Source organism: Streptomyces sp. NPDC086519 (genome assembly GCF_040686075.1).
Taxonomy (GTDB): domain Bacteria; phylum Actinomycetota; class Actinomycetes; order Streptomycetales; family Streptomycetaceae; genus Streptomyces; species Streptomyces shenzhenensis.
This window is the reverse complement of record NZ_JBFBJL010000006.1, coordinates 121,312-140,380: the sequence shown is the minus strand read 5'-3', so window position 1 is coordinate 140,380 and position 19,069 is coordinate 121,312. Positions and strand designations below refer to the sequence as shown.

Below are 19,069 nucleotides of genomic sequence, written 5' to 3'. Positions count from 1 at the left end.
CGCTTCCGGGACAAGGCGCCTCCGGGGCAGGGCACGGCAGGGCAGGGCTCATGGGCCGGCCGGCGCTGCGCGGGGACGGGACGGTGCGGAGGAGCGGCGCAGTTCCGCCGTGGTGGCGGCCACCCAGGCGACCGCGCCGAGGCACAGCAGGCCGCCGCTGACGAGGGCTGTCGTGCCCGAGGTCGCGTCTGCGACGAGGCCGCCGCGCATGTTGCCGATGTCGGGTCCGGCCTGTCCGACGATCTGTTCGGCGGCGCTGACCCGGCCGAGCAGTTCGTCCGGGGTGTGCGTCTGGACGACGGTGCTCCGGGAGACGACGGAGACGGTGTCGGCGGCGCCGGCCAGCACGAGGCAGCCCATTCCGCCCCATGGGCCGGGCGCCATGCCGAACAGGGTCAACGCCGCGCCCCAGGCGGCGGATCCGCAGAGCATGACCAGGCCGGGGCGGGGGAGCCGGGTGAAGGTTCCGGAGAAGACCGACGCCACGACGCCGCCGACGGCGACAGCCGTGAGGAACAGCCCGAGGGTGCGGGGGTCGTCGCCGAACCGTTCGGCGTTGAGCAGGGGGAACAGGCTGACGGGCATCGACAGTACGGTGGCGGCCAGGTCGGTGAGCAGGGCCCCGCGGATGGCAGGAGTGCGGCCCAGGAAGGCCAGGCCGTCCAGCACTCCGCGCAGGCCGGGCCGCGCGGTGGCCTCCTGGCGGGGCAGCTTCGGCAGACCGAACGCCCCGTAGAGCGCGGCGACGAAGGTCAGGGCGTCGATCAGGTAGCAGGCGCCGATCCCCGGTCCGCCCGCGAGCAGTCCGCTCAGCGCGGGACCGAGCAGCAGGGCGCCCTGGAAGGCGACGCGCCGCAGCGCCAGGCCCGCGGCCAGCTGGTGCGCGGGCAGCAGGTGCGGGATGAAGGTGCGCGACGCCGGGCCGCCGCCCGCGCCGAAGCAGGACTGGAGCGCGACCAGTCCCAGCACGCCGGCCGCGGGAACATGTCCGAGAAAGCCCTGCAGTGCCAGCAGGAGCGAACACACGGCCTGTCCACCGGTGGTGAGCAGGTAGAACTTCCGCCGGTCCACTCGGTCGACGAGCGATCCGGCGAACAGCCCGAGTGCGACGAGGGGGATCGCCTGGGCGAGCCCGACGGCACCAGTCCACGTGGTGCTTTCCGTCATCCGCCAGATCTGGAACATCACCGCGACGAGTGTCATCTGGCTGCCGAAACCCGACAGCGTCTGGCCGGTCCACAGCCGCCGGAACGGTGGTGACGACCGTAACGGGGCCACGTCGATCAGTGCGCGGCGCATTCCCCTGCGCATCCCCCTGCTCATTCCCATGCGGGATCCTCGGCCAGTTTCCCGGCGATCCGGTCGTGGAAGCTCCTGCGCGCCAGAGCCTGCTCGATGTCGGTGACGACCCGGGAGAGCGGGTAGGGAATCTCCTCCTCCAGTTCGGCGACGGCGGCCTCGGTGGCCCGCCATTCCGCCGCCAGGCGACCGATGACACCGCGGGCCCTGTCGGTGAGCGTCACCTTTCTGGTGCGCGCATCGTCGCCCACGACGGTCTCGACCCAGCCTGCCTTGCGCATCGCGGCGACCTTCTGACTGAGCGCCGAATGCGTGCGCTGAACCGACTCGGCGAGTTCCGCGATGGTCATGGGGCCGTGCGAGTGGAGCCGGAGCAGCTCCATGACGAAGCTGGGCTTGAGCCCGTCGATCCGCTGTTCGGAGTAGAGCCGGGCGATGTCGGCGTCCATGGACGCCTGGAGCAGGCGCAGGGGCCGCCAGAGGCTCTGCTGGGAGGGGTCGAGTGCGTCGGGGTCGGCCATGAGCCGCATCGTAACAGTGGTTATATAAGTGCTGTTACTTTTCCGTGCCGCCGCGCGGGTATGACGCGGCACACTTTTGCAAGCAGGTGCTTGCAATTGTTAGCGAGGGTGGGGCAGGGTGGAGGTATGGCATCGCTGAACGTCGGCAATCTCGGTGAGTATCTGCGTGAACAGCGGCGCAACGCGCAGCTGTCGCTCAGGCAGCTCGCCGATGCCGCCGGGGTGTCCAATCCGTACCTGAGCCAGATCGAGCGCGGGCTGCGCAAGCCGAGCGCGGAGGTGTTGCAGCAGGTCGCCAAGGCCCTGCGGATCTCCGCCGAGACGCTGTACGTCCGCGCCGGAATCCTCGACGCCGAGCGGGATCTGAACGAGGTGGAGACCCGTGCGGTCATCCTCGCCGACCCCACCCTGGACGAGCGGCAGAAGCAGGTGCTGCTGCAGATCTACGAGTCGTTCAGGAAAGAGAACGGCTTCGGGCCGGGCCTGGAGCGCGCGAGTGGCACGGACACCGTCGGCGCCGAGAACCACGACGGCGACGGCGGCCCCGGCGGCAGTGGGACCGGCGACAGCGAGACCGATCCGCGGCGGACGGCCGGATGAGCCGGCCAAGCGCGCCGGCCGCCGCGCCGCGGACCACAAAACCCTCAGCCGAACTTTAATACGGGAGGACCATCACCATGGCCATCGCCGACGACCTGCGCAAGACCCTCAGCGACCCGACTCCGCTCTACTTCGCCGCCGGCACCGCCGACCTGGCCCTCCAGCAGGCCAAGAAGGTCCCAGGCCTGGTCGAGCAGCTGCGCGCCGAGGCCCCGGCCCGCATCGAGGCGGTCCGCAACACCGACCCGAAGGCCGTCCAGGAGAAGGCCGCCGCCCGCGCCAAGGAGGCCGGAGCCAAGGCCAAGGAGGCCCAGGTCAGCCTCCAGTCCAAGGTCAACGACTTCATCGTCTCCCTCGACGGCGACCTCAAGAAGCTCGGCGAGTCCGCCCAGGACTTCGCGCTGCGCCAGGTCGGCGTGGCCGCCGAGTACGCCGTCAAGGCCCGCGAGACCTACGAGAAGGTCGCCGAGCACGGCGAGCAGGCCGTGAAGGTCTGGCGCGGCGAGGCCGCCGACGAGATCGAGGACCTGGCCATCGCCGTCGAGGGCAAGCCCGAGCCGGTCACGGTCAAGGCGGACGAGAAGAAGGCGGACGAGCCGAAGGCCGCCGAGGCCAAGCCGGCCGCGGTGAAGAAGGCCCCGGCCGCCAAGAAGACCCCGGCCCCCCGCAAGGCCACCCCGGTCAAGAAGACCACCCCGCCGGCCAAGTAACCGGCGCCCGCGTCAGCGGAACGTACGGGCCGGGCACCTTGGGGGTGCCCGGCCCGTTCTACGGGTACGGTGGCCGCGTAGGGATCGGGAGAGAACGGGTGGTGGCAGCATGCTGATGCTGGGGTTCGCGGGGTTCCTGGGACTGTTGAAGATCGTCCTGATGGCCCTGGCCGCGTTCGGGCTGGTCGACGCCGTGTTCCGGCGCGAGGACGCCTTCCGCGCGGCCGACAAGCAGAACAAGATGTTCTGGCTGATCATCCTGGCCATCGCCCTGGTCGTCAGCTACCTCTTCTCGATCCTCTCCATCCTGCCGATCGCGGGCGTGGTGGCGAGCATCGTCTACATCGTCGACGTCCGCCCCGCGGTCAAGCAGGTGTCGGGCGGTGGCGGCGGCTGGCGAGGCCGCCGCGGCGGCAGCAGCAGCGACGGCCCGTACGGCCCGTACAACGGCGGCCGCTGATCCCTTTCAAGGGGCGCCCGCCGAGGCGCCCCGTCAGGGGCGCGGGGCTGTCCTGATAAGCGGCTCCGCCGCGTGGGCGCGACAGGCCGCGCCCTGCCCGCCCCCGGCGCACTGCACCCCCGCAACGGCGCGTTGCCGGTCAAACCCCCCGATCCAGCAGCACAACGGCCACGTCGTCCGTCAGCTCGCCCCCGTTGAGCTGCCGCACCTCATTGACGGCCGCGCGCAGCAACGCCTCCCCGGTCAGGCCGGAGGCCAGCTGCCGTCGGACCATCTCGACCATTCCCTCCTGCCCCAGCCGCTCGCCGCCCGAGCCCACCCGGCCCTCGATCAGCCCGTCGGTGTAGAGCATCAGGCTCCACTCGGAGCCCAGCTCCACCTGCATCCGCGGCCACCGGGCCCCCTTCAGCAGCCCCAGCGCCGGCCCGTTGTTCTCGTACGGCAGCAGTTGGGCCGGCCGTCCGGGCCGGGCGACCAGCGGCGCCGGATGCCCGGCCAGGCACAGCCCGGCCTGACGCCCGTCCGGCGCTATGTCGACGGTGCAGAGCGTCGCGAAGATCTCCTCGTCGGCGCGCTCGTGCTCCAGCACCTCCTGAAGCGTGGACAGCAGCTCGTCGCCGCACAGCCCCGCCAGGGTCAGCGCCCGCCAGGCGATCCGCAGCTCCACGCCGAGCGCGGCCTCGTCCGGGCCGTGCCCGCAGACGTCGCCGATCATCGCGTGCACGGTCCCGTCGGGCGTGCGCACGGTGTCGTAGAAGTCACCGCCGAGCAGCGCCCGGGAGCGGCCGGGGCGGTAGCGGGCGGCGAAGCGCAGCGAGGAGCCCTCCAGCAGGGGCGTGGGCAGCAGGCCCCGCTCCAGACGGCGGTTCTCCTGCGCCCGCAGCCGCCCCTCCGCGAGCTTGCGCTCGGTCGTCAGGGAGCGTTTGCGCTCGACGGCGTACCGGATGGCGCGGCTCAGCAGCCGTCCGTCCAGCTCGTCGCGGAAGAGGTAGTCCTGCGCGCCGACGCGCACGGCCTCGGTGCCGCGCTCGGCGTCACCGGAGGCGGTGAGCGCCAGCACGGCGTGCCGGGGCGCGAGCTCCAGCACGTGCTTGAGCACGGCCAGCTCGCCCCCCGTCTCCTTGTCGCCCGGCGCCGGGAGCGCCAGGTCCAGCAGGATGCAGTGGACGTCGTCGGTCAGCAGCCGCTCGGCCTCGGTGAGGTTGCGGGCGGTGCGGACGCGGATCGAGTTGCCGGACGCGTCCCGCAACTCGGGCAGGACCGGTGAACCGGCCGGATCGTCCTCGATCAGCAGCAGGGTGAGAGTGGTGCCGCCGGTGTTCGGGGTGACGGCTTCCGTGCGGTTGGCCTCTTCCTTGAGGGGGCCGCCGCCCTGTGCGGGCACGGCGGCCGGCGCCTGACCACTCTCCACGGCCGGGATCGCTCTCTGCCGCGGTACGGGTACGGGCATCGTGTCGGGTTCCTTCCCTCCCCCCGAGGGCATGGCGGGGCGAGGGACCTCGACCCACCCGACGGGGACCATAGCGGTACTGGCCGCCGCAACGGAATGGGGTGGGCCACGTCGCCCTGTCTCAGGCCACCGGCATATGCCGCGTGCCGTACCGCAGTTGGGTAAGAGGGTCGTGTGAAGGGAATGACGAAGGTCACGTGCCGCCGGAGTTTGATGGGGCGTTGGCGTGCACTGAGTCACATGACTCAGCTCACGAAAGGGGCATCACACCTAAAGTGCCCGGCGGTGCTCAGGCGTCCGGCCGTACCACCCCGAGGATCGGCATCGATCCCGCTCCGCCGACCGACACCGTCCGTCCCGGGCGCGGGGCCTGGATGATCGCGCCGTCCCCGATGTACATCGCGACATGACTGGCGTCGTCGAAGTAGATGATCAGGTCGCCGGGCCGCATGTCCTTGACGTCGACGTGCTTGAGCTGCTTCCACTGCTCCTCGGAGGTGCGCGGAATCGGCTTCCCGGCGCTCGCCCAGGCCTGCGAGGTCAGCCCGGAGCAGTCGTACGAGTCCGGGCCCTCGGCGCCCCACACGTACGGCTTGCCGAGCTGGGCGGTGGCGAACGCGACCGCCTTCTTGCCCGCCGCGGACGCCTTGCTGTGGATCTCGTCGAGTATCCCGGTGCCCAGCCAGGCGGTCTGCTGCTTGTAGGCGGCCTCCCGCTCCAGCTCGGCGAGCCGCTCCTTCTGCTTCTTCTCCAGCTTCGACTGGAGCTGCTCGGCGGCGGCGATCCGCTGCTGGATCTTCTTCTTCGCGGCGGCCTTCGCCTTGCGGCCGGCCTCCAGTCTGTTCCACTGGTCGGCCGCGTCCGCCGCGTACTGCGTCAAGTCCTGCTGGGTCTGGGTCAGTTCCCTGATCAGGGCCTTGGTGGCGCGCTCGCCCTGGAGCACCCGCCCGGCCCCGTCCAGGAACTCGGAGGGGTCGTCGCTCAGCATCAGCTGGGCGGTGTCCGGCAGCCCGCCGGTGCGGTACTGGGCGGCGGCCGCCCGGCCCGCCCGCTCCTTCAACGCGTCGAGCTTCTGCTGCCCCTTGACGATCTTCTGCGCCAGGTCGACGATCTCGGCGGACTGCTTCCGCGCCGCCTCCTCGGCGGCGTTGTACGCGTCGGTGGCGACGGCCGCGTCGTGATAGAGCGCGTCCAGCTTCTCGCGTACGGCCTCAAGGTCCTTGTCCGGAGTGAGGGTCGCGGAGGTGCCGGTCGAGGCCGAGGCCGAGGCCGAGGCGGTGGGGGAGGGGGGCGGGGCGGGCGCCGCGAACGCCGTGCCGGGTGCAGCCAGCACCGTCACCGTGCAGACCACGGTCACCGCCGTCGCCAGGATCCCGCTCCCGCCGGCCCGGACGGTGCGCTTGTCCGGTCCCATGACGCGCCCCCCAAAAAAATCTGATTAATCGTCAGTAACTTACGGCACGTGGAGGATCGTGCCATGGCGCGCCGTAAAGCGACAGAGGTAGTGGCAGGTGGGTTCCTCCCCGGTTTCCCCCCGAGCATGACGATCTCCCCGCCTTTGTGACGTACGACTCATCGAGATCGTTCCCACCCCGTCCCATCAGGCCTTCGGCGCCAAAGCCCGCCACGCCACCGTCACTTCGCCCTGCCGCCAGCGCGTCGCCGAGTCCGTCACCGGCCAGTCGGCCGTCAGGTCCCGCACCGCCCGGATCCACCGCTGCCGGGCGCCGTACGACGCGTAGGGCGCGGCCGCCGCCCACGCGCGGTCGAAGTCCCGCAGGAACGCGTGCACCGGCTCGCCCGGCACATTGCGGTGGATCAACGCCTTCGGCAGCCGCTCGGCGAGGTCCGAGGGCCGTTCCAGGGAGCCGAGCCGGGTCGCGAAGGTCACCGTCCGGGGGCCCTGCGCCCCGAGCGCCACCCATACGTGCCGCCGCCCGATCTCGTCACAGGTCCCCTCCACCAGCAGCCCGCCGGGTGCGAGCCGTCCGCACAGCCGCCGCCACACCTCGGCGACCTCGCCCTCGTCGTACTGCCGCAGCACGTTGGCCGCGCGGATGAGCGACGGCCGCGTGGGAACGGGGATCTCGAACCCGCCGTGCCGGAAGGTGAGCCCCTCCCGCTCGTACGGCCTGGCCGCGGCGACCCGCGCGGGCTCGATCTCGACCCCGACGACACGCGCGCGTGGCGCGACGCCGCGCAGCCGGCCGAGCAACTCGACGGCGGTCCAGGGGGCGGCGCCGTACCCCAGGTCGACGGCGACGGGGTCGTCCGCGCGTCGCAGCTCGGCCCCGTGCGTGACGGCGATCCAGCGGTCCATGCGGCGCAGCCGGTTGGGGTTGGTGGTCCCGCGCGTCACCGTTCCCACGGGGCGGGAGGCGGCGCGGGCTGTCATGTCTAAGAGGGTAGACAGTGACGCGCCCTGCACTGACGCGCCCCGTCCTCGAACGGTTGAGCGACTCTAGGCAATGTGTCGGTAAAGTCAACCGTCCCCGGAATGGGAACCCGGCCCTCCGCTGTTGCACACCCAGAGGACCCTCGACGTCCTCCCGAAGGCATGCCCGCATCAAGGAGGACCGCCACGTGAGCCAGTACATCAGCAGGCTCGCTCGCCACTCCCCGTCGGCCGCCGCCCGGCTCCGCCGGCCCCGCAGGCCCCGCCGCGTCGCCATGCTCTCCGTGCACACCTCGCCGCTCCACCAGCCCGGCACCGGCGACGCCGGCGGCATGAACGTCTACATCGTGGAGCTCGCGCAGCGCCTCGCCGCGATCGACATCGACGTCGAGATCTTCACCCGGGCCACCTCCGGCGGCCTCCCGCCCGTCGTCGAGCTCGCCCCCGGCGTCCTCGTCCGGCACGTCGACGCCGGCCCCTACGAGGGCCTCGCCAAGGAGGACCTCCCCGCCCAGCTGTGCGCCTTCACGCACGGCGTGATGCAGGCCTGGGCCGGCCACCGCCCCGGCTACTACGACCTCGTCCACTCGCACTACTGGCTCTCCGGCCACGTCGGCTGGCTCGCCGCCCAGCGCTGGGGCGTCCCGCTCGTGCACGCCATGCACACCATGGCCAAGGTCAAGAACGCCAACCTGGCCGACGGCGACACCCCCGAGCCCGCCGCCCGGGTCATCGGCGAGACCCAGATCGTCGCCGCGGCCGACCGCCTCATCGCCAACACCTCCGAAGAGGCCGGCGAACTCGTCCGCCACTACAGCGCCGACCCCGCCAAGGTCGCCGTCGTCCACCCCGGCGTGAACCTCGACCGGTTCTGCCCGGCGGACGGACGGCAGGCGGCCCGCGCCCGCCTCGGCCTCCCGCAGGACGCCCTGATCCCGCTCTTCGCGGGCCGCATCCAGCCCCTCAAGGCCCCCGACGTGCTGCTGCGCGCCGTGGCCGTCCTCCTCGACGAACGCCCCGAACTCCGCTCCCGGATCGTCGTGCCGATCGTCGGCGGCCCCAGCGGCAGCGGTCTCGCCAAGCCGGAGGGCCTGCAGAAGCTGGCCGCGCGGCTCGGCGTCGCGGACGTCGTACGATTCCGCCCTCCCGTCGGCCAGGAGCAGCTCGCGGACTGGTTCCGGGCCGCCTCCGTCCTGGTCATGCCGTCCTACAGCGAGTCCTTCGGCCTGGTGGCGATAGAGGCCCAGGCGGCCGGCACGCCCGTGCTCGCCGCCTCCGTCGGCGGTCTGCCCGTGGCCGTACGGGACGGCGAGACCGGCTTCCTGGTGGACGGTCACCATCCGGCCGACTACGCGCGCGTGCTGCGCCGTTTCGCCGACGACGCGTCTTTGGCGGACCGTTTCGGCAGCGCGGCCGCCCGACACGCCCAGTCTTTCGGCTGGGACACGGCCGCCGCCGCCACCGCCGACGTCTACCTGGCCGCGACCCAGTCCCACCGCCGTCGCGTACGCTCGGCCCATGGGTGATGTCGACAAGGCCGCGCAGGTCATCGAGGGTGTCCTCAAGGACGCCGAACTGGAGTGGGAGAGCCCCGAGTCCGGCACCTACGTCGTGCAGCTCCCCGGCACCCGCAAGCTGAAGACGACCGTCTCCCTCCGCGTCGGCCGCCACTCCCTCTCCCTGAACGCCTTCGTCATCCGGCACCCCGACGAGAACGAGCCGGCCGTCCACCGCTGGCTCCTGGAGCGGAACCTCAAGCTGTACGGCGTGAGTTACGCCGTCGACCGCCTCGGCGACATCTACGTCACCGGGAGGCTCTCGGTCGCCTCCGTCACCGACGAGGAGATCGACCGCCTCCTCGGCCAGGTCCTGGAGGCCGCGGACGGCGCCTTCAACACACTCCTGGAGCTGGGCTTCGCCTCCGCGATCCGCAAGGAGTACGCGTGGCGGGTGGCGCGCGGCGAGTCGACCCGAAACCTGGATGCGTTCACGCACCTGATCGAACGTCCTGCCGACTGACTCCGGGACCGGCCGGCGCCGGGCTTCGGGGCCCAGGGGCGAGACGCTCCAGAGGGGCGCGAACTGCCGTCCGTCTGCCTGCTGTTAACCTGCCGCGACCCCGTGTCTTAACGGGGCCTTACCTTTCTTCTCCCGTCACTGAGAGGTTGTGTATGCGCGCAGGCAGATCGTCCGGCTCGGCGGTGGTGCTCGCGGGGGCGCTGGCCCTGGGAGCCCTCGCGGCACCGTCCGCGGCGGCGGCCGACACCGGGATCACGGTGACCAGGATGGTCGTGAACGAGGGCAAACCCATCGTGGTGGGCACCACCGCGAAGGTGAAGCCCGGCTTCACCTTCCGCATGACCTGGCCGTCCGGCGTCAAGCTCGCCGACGCACAGGTGCTCCCGTTCCTCTACCACGACACCACGGCCGCCAAGGGCGCCGCGGACGGCGGTATCTACTTCGACTCGGTGGGCTGCGGCGACAACGGCTCCCAGCCCGCCGACTGCGGCGGCGAGTTCTCCATCGAGCCGCGCTACACCCTGGACTCCGACAACGACGCGACGACCTGGAAGATCGCGGCCGGCGCGAAGATCTGGGGCTCGGACGACAAACTCAAGAGCCAGGAGATCCTGACCGGCCTCGGCACCGTGCAGGTCCTGCGCGCGGCCAAGGTCACCGCCAACGCCGCCCCGGAGCCCGTCGCCAAGGGCGGGACGCTCACCGTGAAGGGCGCGATCACGCGCGCGGACTGGGTGAAGCACAGGTACGTCGGCTTCGGCGGCAAGGCGGCCAGGCTGCAGTTCCGCAAGAAGGGCAGCAGCACGTACACGACGCTGAAGACGGTGCGGGCCGACTCGGCCGGTGCCCTGAAGACCACGGTCAAGGCGGCCGCCGACGGCTACTACCGGTGGACCTTCGGCGCCACGGCCACCACCGGCGGCGCGACCTCCGCCGGCGACTACGTCGACGTCAGCTGACGTACCGCGCGCTGTCGCGATAGCGCCCCGGGGTCACCCCCACCAGCTTCCGGAAGTGCCGGGTGAGATGGGCCTGGTCGTAGAAGCCGGTGGCGGTGGCCGTCTCGCCGGGCGGCACGCCGTCGAGCAGCAGCCGGCGGGCCCGGCCGACCCGGCGGGACATCAGGTACTGGTGCGGGGCGATGCCGTACGCGCCGCTGAACGCCCGTACCAGGTGGGCGGGATGGGCGTGCAGCAGCCGCGCCGCCTCCTCCAGGGCGAGCCCGTCGGCGACCCGCTCGTCGAGGAGTCCGCGCAGGGCACGGGCGAGGGACGGGTCAGCGGGCTCCTGGACCGCGAGCCGGGGACGGAGCAGGCCCCGCAGCCGCTCGCCGATCAGGGCGAGCCGGCTCTCCGCCTCCCACTCGTCGCCGGGGCGGGCGAGTGCGGAGTGCAGCAGGCCGACCCGCTGCCGCAGCAGGGGGTCACGCAGGTCGGGCCCGTCGACGGCGGCTCCGATCAGATCGTCCCCGAGCAGGGTCCCGTCCAGGTAGACCACGCGCTTGCGGAAGCCGTCCGCGGTGGCGGGGGAGCCGTTGTGCGGCACGTGCGGCGGCAGCAGGGTCACGGTGTCGGCGGGGGTGCCGTGCTCGTGCCGGTCGAGGTCGTACCGTACGGCGCCGTCGTCCACGATGAGCAGCGTCCAGGCGTCATGGACGTGCATCGGGTACGCGTACTCGGTGAAACGGGCGTGGAAGACCTCGGTGACGCCCGGGACGCGGGGGCGCCAGGCGGTGACTTCCTGTGTGACGGACTGCCGGGCGGCCATGCAAAGAACGTACAAGACGAGGCCGTACGACGCCCGGCAGTCTCAAGGCATGAGTTCCACGACCCCTCTGAACACCGCCCCGGCCCCGGCCCCCGTCCGTTTCGACACGAAGATCGCCGTGCTGCTGCGCGCGGACCTGGAGCCCTGGCAGCGCCTGAACGTCACCGCGTTCCTGGTCAGCGGCCTGGGCGCGACGCTCCCCGAGGTGGTCGGGGAGCCGTACGAGGACGCGGACGGGGTCGCCTACCTGCCGATGTTCCGGCAGCCGGTGCTGGTCTTCGAGGGCGAGAAGGAGACCCTGAAGGCCGCGCACGAGCGTGCGCTGAGCCGCGCCCTGCCCCGCGCCGTCTTCACCGCCGACCTCTTCTCCACCGGCAACGACCGCGACAACCGCGCGGCGGTGCGCGCGGTGCCCACGGCGGAACTCGACCTGGTGGGGCTCTCGGTGTACGGGCCGCGGAACGCGGTGGACAAGGTGCTGAAGGGGGCGCGCATGCATCCGTGACCCGCCCTGTCGGCGGATCCTGTCGGCCGATCCTGTCGGCCAACGGGTGGATTCCCTTGGCGTGACCGGGTGATGCGATCATCGCAATTGCCGGGGTTCGGTGTGAATGTCGTATGTGACTGTCATGCGATACATCAGATTCTGCGGTGCGGCCGCAGCCGCCGCGGCGATCGCCACGGGCCTGACGAGCGGACCGGCGAATGCCGCGGGCCCGGACCGTGTTCCGTGCAGCGGGACGGCGCTGGCCCTCGCCATCACCAACGCGCGGAACGGTGAGACCCTTGATCTCCGCGGCGACTGCACCTACCACCTGATGGCTGCGCTGCCGGCCGTCGCCCAGAACCTCACGATCCGGGGCAACGGCGCGACGATCGTGCGCGACGGGGCGACCACCCCCGCGTTCCGGATTTTCGACGTCAGCTCGGGCGGCGACCTGCGTCTGAAGGACCTCACTGTCCGCGGTGGGTATCTCCCCACCGGGAACGGCGCCGGAATCCACGTCAACAGCGGCGGCGGGCTCAGGCTGGCGAAGGTCGCCGTACTCGACAACACCGCCACGGACAACGGCGGCGGCATCGCGGTGGAGGCGGGCGGCTCGGCGGAGATCAGAAGCAGCTATGTGGCGTTCAACAACGCGGGCGACGGCGGTGGCCTCTACACCGCCGGCTCCGTGACCACCGAGAGCTCCGAGTTCGCCCGCAACCACGCCCGGCTCGCCGGCGGCGCGATCTATCAGGCCGGGGGCATGACCTTCGTCGGCATGAGCCTGGTCCGGCGGAACACCGCGGCCGGGGTCTCCGGCGGCGGCGTCTACGTCGACGGCGGCACGACGGAGATCGACGACAGCAAGGTCATGAACAACACCGACACGGGCAACAGAGGCGGCGGGATCTACAACAACGCGAACCTGAAGCTGGTGAAGTCCAAGGTCAGCGGCAACGTCGTCGGAGGCACGGCGGGCCGGGGCGGTGGCATCTACAACACGGGCACGGGGGTCCTCTTCCTGAAAGGCACCGAGGTCTCCCGTAACAGCGCGAACGGCAACAACGCGAGCGCCACCAGCGTCTCCGTGGGCGGCGGCATCTACAACGACGGCGGATCCGTCACCCTCGACCACAGCACCGTCCGCGACAACGCCTCCACGTCGGCGCCCGGCGGTGTCTTCACCACCAACCGGGTCTCGGTGACGGACTCGAAGGTCGTCCACAACATCCCGACCAACTGCTCGGTGGGCCTGGTACCGGGCTGCACGGACTGACGCCGTCCGCCGGAGAGCCCCTGCCCTCCGTCGTACGAGGGCAGGAGCTGTCCGCGGGGCGCCGCCCGGCGCTTCCCGGACCCCGGACCCCGGACCCCGGTCCCTTCAGGCCCGCACCCCCGCCTCCGCACCCGCCGAAGCCGCGGCCGCGGGCCGTTCCGCCGGCAGCCGCCGCATCAGCAGCCCGTACCCCAGAGCCGCCGCCGTCCCCACGACCGCGCACACCCCCCACAGCCACCGCGCCCCGAACCGGTCGATGACGACGCCGGACAGCAGCGGCGCGATGAGCGCGGCGGCGGACCAGGACAGCGTGTACATCCCCTGGTACCTGCCCCGCCCCTGCACCGGCGAGAGCCGCACCACCAGCCCCGTCTGGGTCGGCGCGTTGACGATCTCGGCCAGCGTCCACACGCAGACGGTGAGCGCGAACACCCCGACCGACCCGGCGAGCGCGGTGAGCCCGAAACCGTACCCCGCGAGCAGGGACGAGACGACCAGCAGGGACCGCGGATCCCGGTGCTGGATGACCCGGGTCACCGGAATCTGCAGCACCACGATGAGGATCCCGTTCACGGCGATGGACATGCCGTAGTCGGCGGGCGAGAACCCGGCCTCGCCCATCGCCACCGGCAGCCCCACCGACCCCTGCTGGAAGATCAGCGCGACGAGGAACGACAGCCCGACGACGCCCATGTACCGCCCGTCGCGCACCACGGTCAGCAGGCTGACCTCGCCACCCTTGCCGCCCGCCGCGGCGGCACGCGCCGGCCGCGACTCGGGCACCCTGGCGAAGACGAGGACGGCGCAGGCGGCGGTCATCGCCGCCTCGATCAGGAACCCGGCGCGGTAGCTGACCTCGGCGATGAACCCGGCGCCCATGGAGGACACGGCGAACCCCAGATTGACCGCCCAGTAGTTGAGCGAGAAGGCCCGCACCCGGTCCTCGGGCCGCACGATGTCGGCCATCATGGCCTGCACGGCCGGCCGGGAGGCGTTGGAGGCCACGCCGACCAGGAAGGCGACGGCGGCGATGGCGACGGGATCGCGCACGAACCCGAGCAGCGCGACGGCCGCGGCGGTGGAGCCCTGGGCGACGAGCAGGGTGGGCCGCCGCCCCAGCCGGTCGGCCATCACCCCGCCCCCCAGGGAGGACACGACCCCGCCCAGCCCGTGCAGGGAGGCGACGAGCCCGGCGTACGACGCGCTGTACCCGCGGTCCAGGGTCAGATACAGGGCCATGTACGTGGCCACGAAGGCACCCAGCCGGTTGACGAGGGTGCTGGTCCACAGCCACCAGAACTCCCTGGGCAGACCGGACACGGTCTCCCGGACGGCGCGTCGCAGGGCGGCGGACGACATGGTTCTCCCGGAGCAGGCGTGAGCGACAGAGATGTAAGTGACACAAGGCGTGAGGGCAACTTACATACCTGCTGCTCGCCTGAGCCAGTCAATTAACAGATGCAGGCGACTGTCCGCCCCCTGGGACGCCCCACGGGCGCCCGCCCTCCGCCCCGAACACGTGGATTACGCTCTGACCCATGGCCGACGCACCGTACAAGCTGATCCTCCTCCGCCACGGCGAGAGCGAGTGGAACGCGAAGAACCTGTTCACCGGCTGGGTGGACGTCAACCTCAACGAGAAGGGCGAGAAGGAGGCAGTCCGCGGCGGTGAGCTCCTGAAGGATGCCGACCTGCTCCCGGACGTGGTCCACACGTCCCTCCAGAAGCGAGCGATCCGCACGGCGCAGCTCGCCCTCGAAGCCGCCGACCGCCACTGGATCCCGGTCCACCGCAGCTGGCGCCTGAACGAGCGCCACTACGGCGCCCTCCAGGGCAAGGACAAGGCGGCCACGCTGGCCGAGTTCGGCGAGGAGCAGTTCATGCTCTGGCGCCGCTCGTACGACACCCCGCCCCCGCCGCTCGCCGACGACTCCGAGTTCTCCCAGTCCGCGGACCCGCGCTACGCCGCCATCCCCCCGGAGCTGCGCCCCCGCACGGAGTGCCTCAAGGACGTCGTCAACCGCATGCTCCCGTACTGGTACGACGGCATCGTCCCCGACCTCCTGGCCGGCCGCACGGTCCTGATCGCCGCCCACGGCAACAGCCTGCGCGCCCTCGTCAAGCACCTGGACGACATCTCGGACGCCGACATCGCCGGTCTCAACATCCCCACGGGCATCCCCCTCGCCTACGAACTGGACGCCGACTTCAAGCCGGTGACCCCCGGCGGCCAGTACCTCGACCCGGCCGCGGCAGCCGCGGCCATCGAGGCGGTCAAGAACCAGGGCAAGAAGAAGTAACCCTGCCCGAGAAGCCCCCTCCCCGCGGGTTCTCCACGGGTGGGGGGCTTGTTGCTGTGCCGGGGCCGCCTCTGGGCTCTCAGCCGATCAGGGGCGGGGTCCGCGGGAGTTTCCGGCGCCGACGACGCTGAGTGCCGCGCAGCAGGTGGCGAGGACGAGGCGAGCGGCTGGCGGTCGCCGGTCAGAGAGTCTGCCGCGTGGATCAACTGCGCCGTGCCAAGGGCCGGCGCGGCCCACCCGGCGAGGGTGCCGGCGGTCAGTTCGGGGGCGGTTGGCGGCGGTGCCCGACAGGTTGCCCGAAGCCGAAGCCGAAGTCGAAGCCGTGGTCGTCGACGTGGTCGTCGATGTGGCCGTGCAGGCGTGCGAAGCGCAGGAGTTCGCGGACGATGCCCGCGTTGCCCATGGCCCAGCCGGTCTGTGGTTCGAGGGCGGTGGGAGTGGCCCGGTGTTCGACGTTGGACCAGCGGGCACCCTCGCCGTCGCGGATCGCGCGGGCGGTGAGGTCCGTGACGAGGACGTGGGCGAAGTCGTACGCGTCCTGTTGCCCGGCTTGCTCGGCGATCCGGTCGCAGGCCAGGGCGAGGACGCCCGCGGTGCCGCAGCACCGGCCGTTGTTGTCCCAGAAGCCGGGGCGCAGCCGCTGGGGCAGGCCGGAGTGGGTGACCGTGTGCCAGCAGCGGTCGGCGAGGGCGGCCCAGGCCGGGTCGGCGGTGACGTCCCGCAGCAGCCGGAAGACCTGTGCGTCCCCGGTCGGGCCGTGGCACCAGCCGTAGCTGAACGGCTCGATCAGCTCGGGCCGGAACTGCGGGGTGGAGTGCCGCACCAGGAAGCCCTCCGGCCCCGCTTCGTCGCGCGCGACGACGTCCGCGGCCCCGGCCAGGGCCAGTTCGACCAGGTCCGCCCGCCCGGTGGCGTCGCCGACGCGGGCCAGCGCGAGGACGATGCCGAGTGTGCCGTGCGAGATGTGGTGCAGACGGGCCTCGACACCCGTGCGGTGGGGCCAGTGGACGCCGGCCGGAGTCTGCTCCGCCGTGCGGAGATAGGGCTCCACGGCGAGGACGGCCAGTTCGGGGTCGCCGGACAGCAGTGCGCCGAGGCCGATTCCCGCGTTCCCGCCCATCAGCTCGAACAGTTCGCCCCAGCGGGTGCCGTCGAAGCGTGCCCGCACGAGGTGCAGCGCGCGGTCGGCGGCGGCTCCGGCGGCCGTGTCGCCGAGTTCCTCGTGCACGGTCCGCAGGACGAGCGCGATTCCGGTACGGCCGAAGTAGAGGGAGTCGTCGTCGACGCCGTCGACGAAGTCCGCGAGGCTGCGGGCCGCGCGCAGGGCGGCGTCGGCGTGGGAGTCGTCGCCGAAGTGCCGCCATGCCTCCAGGAGTACGGGGACGATCCCGGCCGTACCGCTGTAGAGGTTCGGGTTGAGGCTGTCGTCCGAGGGCCTCGTCGCCCAGGCGAGGCCGCCCCCGGCCGTCGCGCGCGCCAGCCCGGTCAACCACCGCAGCCCGTCCACCGCGAGTCCCTCGACCTCGTCGACCCTTCCCGATGCTGTCGTCATGGCGCCACTCTCGCAGGACCTCCCGGGCGTGCCGAGGACCGGGGGGAGGGTGGACGAGCCGTGTCCAGGATGGTGGGCGAAGCCGAGCCCGTTTGCCGAACCGGCAAACGGGCTCGGCCTGTCGGCGCGTGGATTCGCATGATCTGTGGAGGGGCGGCAGATCGGCGAACGTGAAGGACGGGGAGGACGTATGGCGGCGCGGCATCGGGTGGTTCTTGCGGGCGGACGGCGGATTCATCTCGTCGAGGAGGGCCGGTCCCCTCGTGCTGCTCGTGCACGGGTTTCCCGAGTGCTGGTACTCGTGGCGGTATCAGTTGCCGGTGCTCGCGGCGGCGGGATATCGCGCTGTTGCCATCGAGGCCGCTGCCCGGGTGGCACCGCGACTGGGAGGATCTCGCCGCCTACGACGGCGCCCCGGTCACCCAGCCGTCCCTGTTCGTCGGCGGCGGTCTCGACGCCTCCACGACCTGGCCGGCCGACGCCATCGAGGCGTACCCGGTCACCCTCCCGGGTCTGGTCTCCTCCCACCTCCTCGACGGCTGTGGGCACTGGATCCAGCAGGGACGGCCCGACGAGGTCAACCGGCTGCTCGTCGACTGGCTCGCCGGGCTGCCCGCCACCCGAACGTCACTCTGAGCTCACCAGATGGACAGCGGGACCTGGTGGATCTCGTCCGCCGGATGGCCCGAGCGTTCGTGGACGCGCTTGACCGCGTCGGCCGAGGGGGCGTCGGAGAGGCAGTAGACGTTGCCGGAGTCAGGGTCGGCCCAGGCCCGTTCGAAGTGGACGCCCTCGTCCTTCTCGACGGCGAGGTCGGCCTCGTGGGCCTCCCTGAGCTGGTCGGCGGTGATGCCCTTCATCCCGTGGTGTACGTCCATGAACTGCGGCATGGCTGCCACCTCCTGTCTCCCCCCGCGACCCGCCCCGTCCGGTTCCGGTTCCCTTTCCATGCTGCGCCCGTCCGTGCCGCTTCGCGCGCCGCTCCGCACCGGCACGAAGGGCCCCCGACCGGAGTCGGGGGCCCTTCGCCGTACCTGAGGTGCTGAGGCGTTCGGTCAGCCGCACTGGCAGGGGCTGCCCGACTGGCAGCCGCAGCCGCAGCCCGAACCGCAGCCGCAGGCGCCGATGACCAGAAGGTTCTTGATCTCGGCGGGCTGGTCGCTCTCGCGCTCCTGCGTGGGGTCGGGCGTGGTGCTGGGGGATTCGGCCATGGATCCCTCCCGTAGGTCCCTGGATGCCCTGGAGGTAGGGCCTTGCCCATTCCATGCCCGTTTCTCCGGGCGCATCAACGGCGCACGGCGGCGCACTGGGGTGCCCCGCGCCCGTCCCGCACCCCGCGTGCCCCGCCCGGCCGGGCGGTTACGCCCCCTCGGTGCCCGTCACCGGCTGGATGTCGGGCTGCAGGTCGTCCGCGTGCTCGCCGGTGACCAGGAAGACGACGCGCTTGGCGACGGCGACCGCGTGGTCGGCGTACCGCTCGTAGTAGCGGCCGAGGAGGGTCACGTCGACGGCGGTCTCGATGCCGTGCTTCCAGCGGTCGTCCAGCAGGTGCTGGAAGATCGTGCGGTGCAGCAGGTCCATCTCGTCGTCGTCCTGCTCCAGTTGCAGGGCCAGGTCGACGTCCTTGGTGATGATCACCTCGGCGGCCTTGGCCATCAGGCGCTGCGCGAGCTGCCCCATCTCCAGGACGGTCGCGTGCAGGTCGTGGGGGATGGCGTTCGCCGGGTAGCGCAGCCGGGCCAGCTTCGCCACGTGCTGGGCCAGGTCGCCGGAGCGCTCCAGGTCGGCGGACATGCGCAGCGAGGTGACGACGATCCGCAGGTCGGTCGCCACCGGCTGCTGGCGCGCGAGCAGGGCTATCGCGCGCGCCTCCAGGTCGTGGTGGAGCTCGTCCACCTTCTGGTCGGCCTCGATGACGCTCTCGGCGAGCTTGAGGTCGGCGTCGAGGATCGCCGTCGTGGCGCGCCCGATCGCCGATCCGACCAGCCGGGCCATGTCGACCAGGCTGTCGCCGATCGAGTCGAGTTCCTCGTGGTACGCGTCCCGCATGGGTTCCCTCTCCTACGTCTGTTCCCGGGGCTCCGTGAGCCGGGGCCCGTGGCCGAAAGCAGCTGCGAACCCCCACGCTTCCACGTTCCGGTCTCAACGCGACCGTTTCTGCCACCCCAAATGAACCAATACTGGCTCCAAGGTGAACTCTGGGCGACGAGTGTTCGAGCCGACACCTCGTGGG

The 19,069-nt window shown here is 71.7% G+C and carries 20 protein-coding genes and 1 pseudogene; 10 read left to right on the top strand and 11 right to left on the bottom strand.

The window, feature by feature from the left end:
* Positions 1-48: 48 nt before the first annotated feature.
* Complete coding sequence (locus AB0P24_RS08580; protein ID WP_365791730.1) at positions 49-1,299, bottom strand: MFS transporter; 1,251 nt, start codon at positions 1,297-1,299, stop codon at positions 49-51.
* Positions 1,300-1,319: 20 nt separating this feature from the next.
* Positions 1,320-1,748 carry a MarR family transcriptional regulator gene (locus AB0P24_RS08575; protein ID WP_365791728.1) on the bottom strand — a complete coding sequence of 143 codons (429 nt, stop codon included), beginning with the start codon at positions 1,746-1,748 and terminating at the stop codon, positions 1,320-1,322.
* A 198-nt stretch (positions 1,749-1,946) separates the two neighbouring features.
* On the opposite strand from AB0P24_RS08575, the gene AB0P24_RS08570 reads away from it, so the two are divergent.
* From AB0P24_RS08570 to AB0P24_RS08560, 3 genes are all read left to right on the top strand, one after another.
* Positions 1,947-2,420: a helix-turn-helix transcriptional regulator gene (locus AB0P24_RS08570; protein WP_365791552.1), complete on the top strand. Its 474-nt coding sequence runs from the start codon at positions 1,947-1,949 to the stop codon at positions 2,418-2,420.
* A gap of 77 nt (positions 2,421-2,497) precedes the next feature.
* The gene (locus AB0P24_RS08565) at positions 2,498-3,130 is read left to right on the top strand and encodes a hypothetical protein (protein ID WP_365791550.1); all 633 of its coding nucleotides are present in this window, start codon (positions 2,498-2,500) and stop codon (positions 3,128-3,130) included.
* Between the two features lie 109 nt (positions 3,131-3,239).
* Complete coding sequence (locus tag AB0P24_RS08560) at positions 3,240-3,590, top strand: DUF2516 family protein (RefSeq protein ID WP_365791548.1); 351 nt, start codon at positions 3,240-3,242, stop codon at positions 3,588-3,590.
* A gap of 139 nt (positions 3,591-3,729) precedes the next feature.
* Here AB0P24_RS08560 and AB0P24_RS08555 read toward each other — a convergent pair whose 3' ends face one another.
* From AB0P24_RS08555 to AB0P24_RS08545, 3 genes are all read right to left on the bottom strand, one after another.
* Complete coding sequence (locus tag AB0P24_RS08555; protein WP_365791546.1) at positions 3,730-5,040, bottom strand: SpoIIE family protein phosphatase; 1,311 nt, start codon at positions 5,038-5,040, stop codon at positions 3,730-3,732.
* 289 nt (positions 5,041-5,329) lie between these two features.
* Entirely contained in the window at positions 5,330-6,454 is a 1,125-nt protein-coding gene (locus tag AB0P24_RS08550; RefSeq protein ID WP_365791544.1) for an NlpC/P60 family protein, read from the bottom strand.
* A gap of 186 nt (positions 6,455-6,640) precedes the next feature.
* The gene (locus AB0P24_RS08545) at positions 6,641-7,435 is read right to left on the bottom strand and encodes a class I SAM-dependent methyltransferase (RefSeq protein WP_365791542.1); all 795 of its coding nucleotides are present in this window, start codon (positions 7,433-7,435) and stop codon (positions 6,641-6,643) included.
* Between the two features lie 188 nt (positions 7,436-7,623).
* Here AB0P24_RS08545 and mshA point away from each other — a divergent pair, with 188 nt between their 5' ends.
* The 3 genes from mshA (at position 7,624) to AB0P24_RS08530 (ending at position 10,413) form a co-directional block, all read left to right on the top strand.
* A complete protein-coding gene (gene mshA, locus AB0P24_RS08540; protein ID WP_365791540.1) occupies positions 7,624-8,961 on the top strand; it encodes a D-inositol-3-phosphate glycosyltransferase in 1,338 nt (445 codons plus the stop codon).
* On the top strand, positions 8,954-9,454 hold the full coding sequence (locus AB0P24_RS08535) for a YbjN domain-containing protein (RefSeq protein ID WP_365791538.1): 501 nt from the start codon (positions 8,954-8,956) through the stop codon (positions 9,452-9,454). The genes mshA and AB0P24_RS08535 overlap by 8 nt, the downstream gene beginning before the upstream one ends.
* Positions 9,455-9,606: 152 nt before the next feature.
* Positions 9,607-10,413 (top strand): hypothetical protein, encoded by an 807-nt coding sequence (locus tag AB0P24_RS08530; protein ID WP_365791536.1) that lies wholly within the window; start codon positions 9,607-9,609, stop codon positions 10,411-10,413.
* Here AB0P24_RS08530 and AB0P24_RS08525 read toward each other — a convergent pair.
* Positions 10,406-11,221 (bottom strand): AraC family transcriptional regulator, encoded by an 816-nt coding sequence (locus tag AB0P24_RS08525; protein ID WP_365791534.1) that lies wholly within the window; start codon positions 11,219-11,221, stop codon positions 10,406-10,408. The genes AB0P24_RS08530 and AB0P24_RS08525 overlap by 8 nt on opposite strands.
* Before the next feature lie 49 nt (positions 11,222-11,270).
* On the opposite strand from AB0P24_RS08525, the gene AB0P24_RS08520 reads away from it, so the two are divergent.
* Positions 11,271-11,726, top strand: coding sequence for a DUF2000 domain-containing protein (locus AB0P24_RS08520; protein WP_365791532.1), 456 nt, complete (start codon positions 11,271-11,273; stop codon positions 11,724-11,726).
* A 124-nt stretch (positions 11,727-11,850) separates the two neighbouring features.
* On the top strand, positions 11,851-12,984 hold the full coding sequence (locus tag AB0P24_RS08515) for a hypothetical protein (RefSeq protein ID WP_365791530.1): 1,134 nt from the start codon (positions 11,851-11,853) through the stop codon (positions 12,982-12,984).
* Positions 12,985-13,089: 105 nt separating this feature from the next.
* Here AB0P24_RS08515 and AB0P24_RS08510 read toward each other — a convergent pair whose 3' ends face one another.
* Complete coding sequence (locus AB0P24_RS08510; protein ID WP_365791528.1) at positions 13,090-14,343, bottom strand: MFS transporter; 1,254 nt, start codon at positions 14,341-14,343, stop codon at positions 13,090-13,092.
* 179 nt (positions 14,344-14,522) lie between these two features.
* Here AB0P24_RS08510 and AB0P24_RS08505 point away from each other — a divergent pair, with 179 nt between their 5' ends.
* Entirely contained in the window at positions 14,523-15,284 is a 762-nt protein-coding gene (locus tag AB0P24_RS08505) for a phosphoglyceromutase (protein ID WP_234545340.1), read from the top strand.
* A gap of 256 nt (positions 15,285-15,540) precedes the next feature.
* Here AB0P24_RS08505 and AB0P24_RS08500 read toward each other — a convergent pair whose 3' ends face one another.
* The gene (locus AB0P24_RS08500; RefSeq protein ID WP_365791526.1) at positions 15,541-16,836 is read right to left on the bottom strand and encodes a lanthionine synthetase LanC family protein; all 1,296 of its coding nucleotides are present in this window, start codon (positions 16,834-16,836) and stop codon (positions 15,541-15,543) included.
* Between the two features lie 190 nt (positions 16,837-17,026).
* Between AB0P24_RS08500 and AB0P24_RS08495 the strand changes: the two are divergent.
* Positions 17,027-17,472: pseudogene (locus tag AB0P24_RS08495) on the top strand (hypothetical protein).
* Positions 17,473-17,474: 2 nt separating this feature from the next.
* On the opposite strand, the gene AB0P24_RS08490 reads toward AB0P24_RS08495, so the two are convergent.
* The 3 genes from AB0P24_RS08490 to phoU all read right to left on the bottom strand — a co-directional run bounded on the left by AB0P24_RS08490 (position 17,475) and on the right by phoU (position 18,885).
* Positions 17,475-17,726, bottom strand: a complete 252-nt coding sequence (locus AB0P24_RS08490; RefSeq protein WP_365791524.1) for an SCO4226 family nickel-binding protein — start codon at positions 17,724-17,726, stop codon at positions 17,475-17,477.
* A 165-nt stretch (positions 17,727-17,891) separates the two neighbouring features.
* Positions 17,892-18,047 (bottom strand): hypothetical protein, encoded by a 156-nt coding sequence (locus AB0P24_RS08485; protein ID WP_181801025.1) that lies wholly within the window; start codon positions 18,045-18,047, stop codon positions 17,892-17,894.
* 148 nt (positions 18,048-18,195) lie between these two features.
* Complete coding sequence (gene phoU / locus AB0P24_RS08480; protein ID WP_365791522.1) at positions 18,196-18,885, bottom strand: phosphate signaling complex protein PhoU; 690 nt, start codon at positions 18,883-18,885, stop codon at positions 18,196-18,198.
* Between the last annotated feature and the right edge of the window lie 184 nt (positions 18,886-19,069).

Coding starts and splice junctions, on each gene's coding strand:
- AB0P24_RS08580 (WP_365791730.1), bottom strand. CDS start 1,299: ATGCGCCGCGCACTGATCGACGTGGCCCCGTTACGGTCGTCACCACCG.
- AB0P24_RS08575 (WP_365791728.1), bottom strand. CDS start 1,748: ATGGACGCCGACATCGCCCGGCTCTACTCCGAACAGCGGATCGACGGG.
- AB0P24_RS08570 (WP_365791552.1), top strand. CDS start 1,947: ATGGCATCGCTGAACGTCGGCAATCTCGGTGAGTATCTGCGTGAACAG.
- AB0P24_RS08565 (WP_365791550.1), top strand. CDS start 2,498: ATGGCCATCGCCGACGACCTGCGCAAGACCCTCAGCGACCCGACTCCG.
- AB0P24_RS08560 (WP_365791548.1), top strand. CDS start 3,240: ATGCTGATGCTGGGGTTCGCGGGGTTCCTGGGACTGTTGAAGATCGTC.
- AB0P24_RS08555 (WP_365791546.1), bottom strand. CDS start 5,040: ATGCCCGTACCCGTACCGCGGCAGAGAGCGATCCCGGCCGTGGAGAGT.
- AB0P24_RS08550 (WP_365791544.1), bottom strand. CDS start 6,454: ATGGGACCGGACAAGCGCACCGTCCGGGCCGGCGGGAGCGGGATCCTG.
- AB0P24_RS08545 (WP_365791542.1), bottom strand. CDS start 7,435: ATGACAGCCCGCGCCGCCTCCCGCCCCGTGGGAACGGTGACGCGCGGG.
- AB0P24_RS08535 (WP_365791538.1), top strand. CDS start 8,954: ATGGGTGATGTCGACAAGGCCGCGCAGGTCATCGAGGGTGTCCTCAAG.
- AB0P24_RS08530 (WP_365791536.1), top strand. CDS start 9,607: ATGCGCGCAGGCAGATCGTCCGGCTCGGCGGTGGTGCTCGCGGGGGCG.
- AB0P24_RS08525 (WP_365791534.1), bottom strand. CDS start 11,221: ATGGCCGCCCGGCAGTCCGTCACACAGGAAGTCACCGCCTGGCGCCCC.
- AB0P24_RS08520 (WP_365791532.1), top strand. CDS start 11,271: ATGAGTTCCACGACCCCTCTGAACACCGCCCCGGCCCCGGCCCCCGTC.
- AB0P24_RS08515 (WP_365791530.1), top strand. CDS start 11,851: ATGCGATACATCAGATTCTGCGGTGCGGCCGCAGCCGCCGCGGCGATC.
- AB0P24_RS08510 (WP_365791528.1), bottom strand. CDS start 14,343: ATGTCGTCCGCCGCCCTGCGACGCGCCGTCCGGGAGACCGTGTCCGGT.
- AB0P24_RS08505 (WP_234545340.1), top strand. CDS start 14,523: ATGGCCGACGCACCGTACAAGCTGATCCTCCTCCGCCACGGCGAGAGC.
- AB0P24_RS08500 (WP_365791526.1), bottom strand. CDS start 16,836: ATGACGACAGCATCGGGAAGGGTCGACGAGGTCGAGGGACTCGCGGTG.
- AB0P24_RS08490 (WP_365791524.1), bottom strand. CDS start 17,726: ATGCCGCAGTTCATGGACGTACACCACGGGATGAAGGGCATCACCGCC.
- AB0P24_RS08485 (WP_181801025.1), bottom strand. CDS start 18,047: ATGGCCGAATCCCCCAGCACCACGCCCGACCCCACGCAGGAGCGCGAG.
- phoU (WP_365791522.1), bottom strand. CDS start 18,885: ATGCGGGACGCGTACCACGAGGAACTCGACTCGATCGGCGACAGCCTG.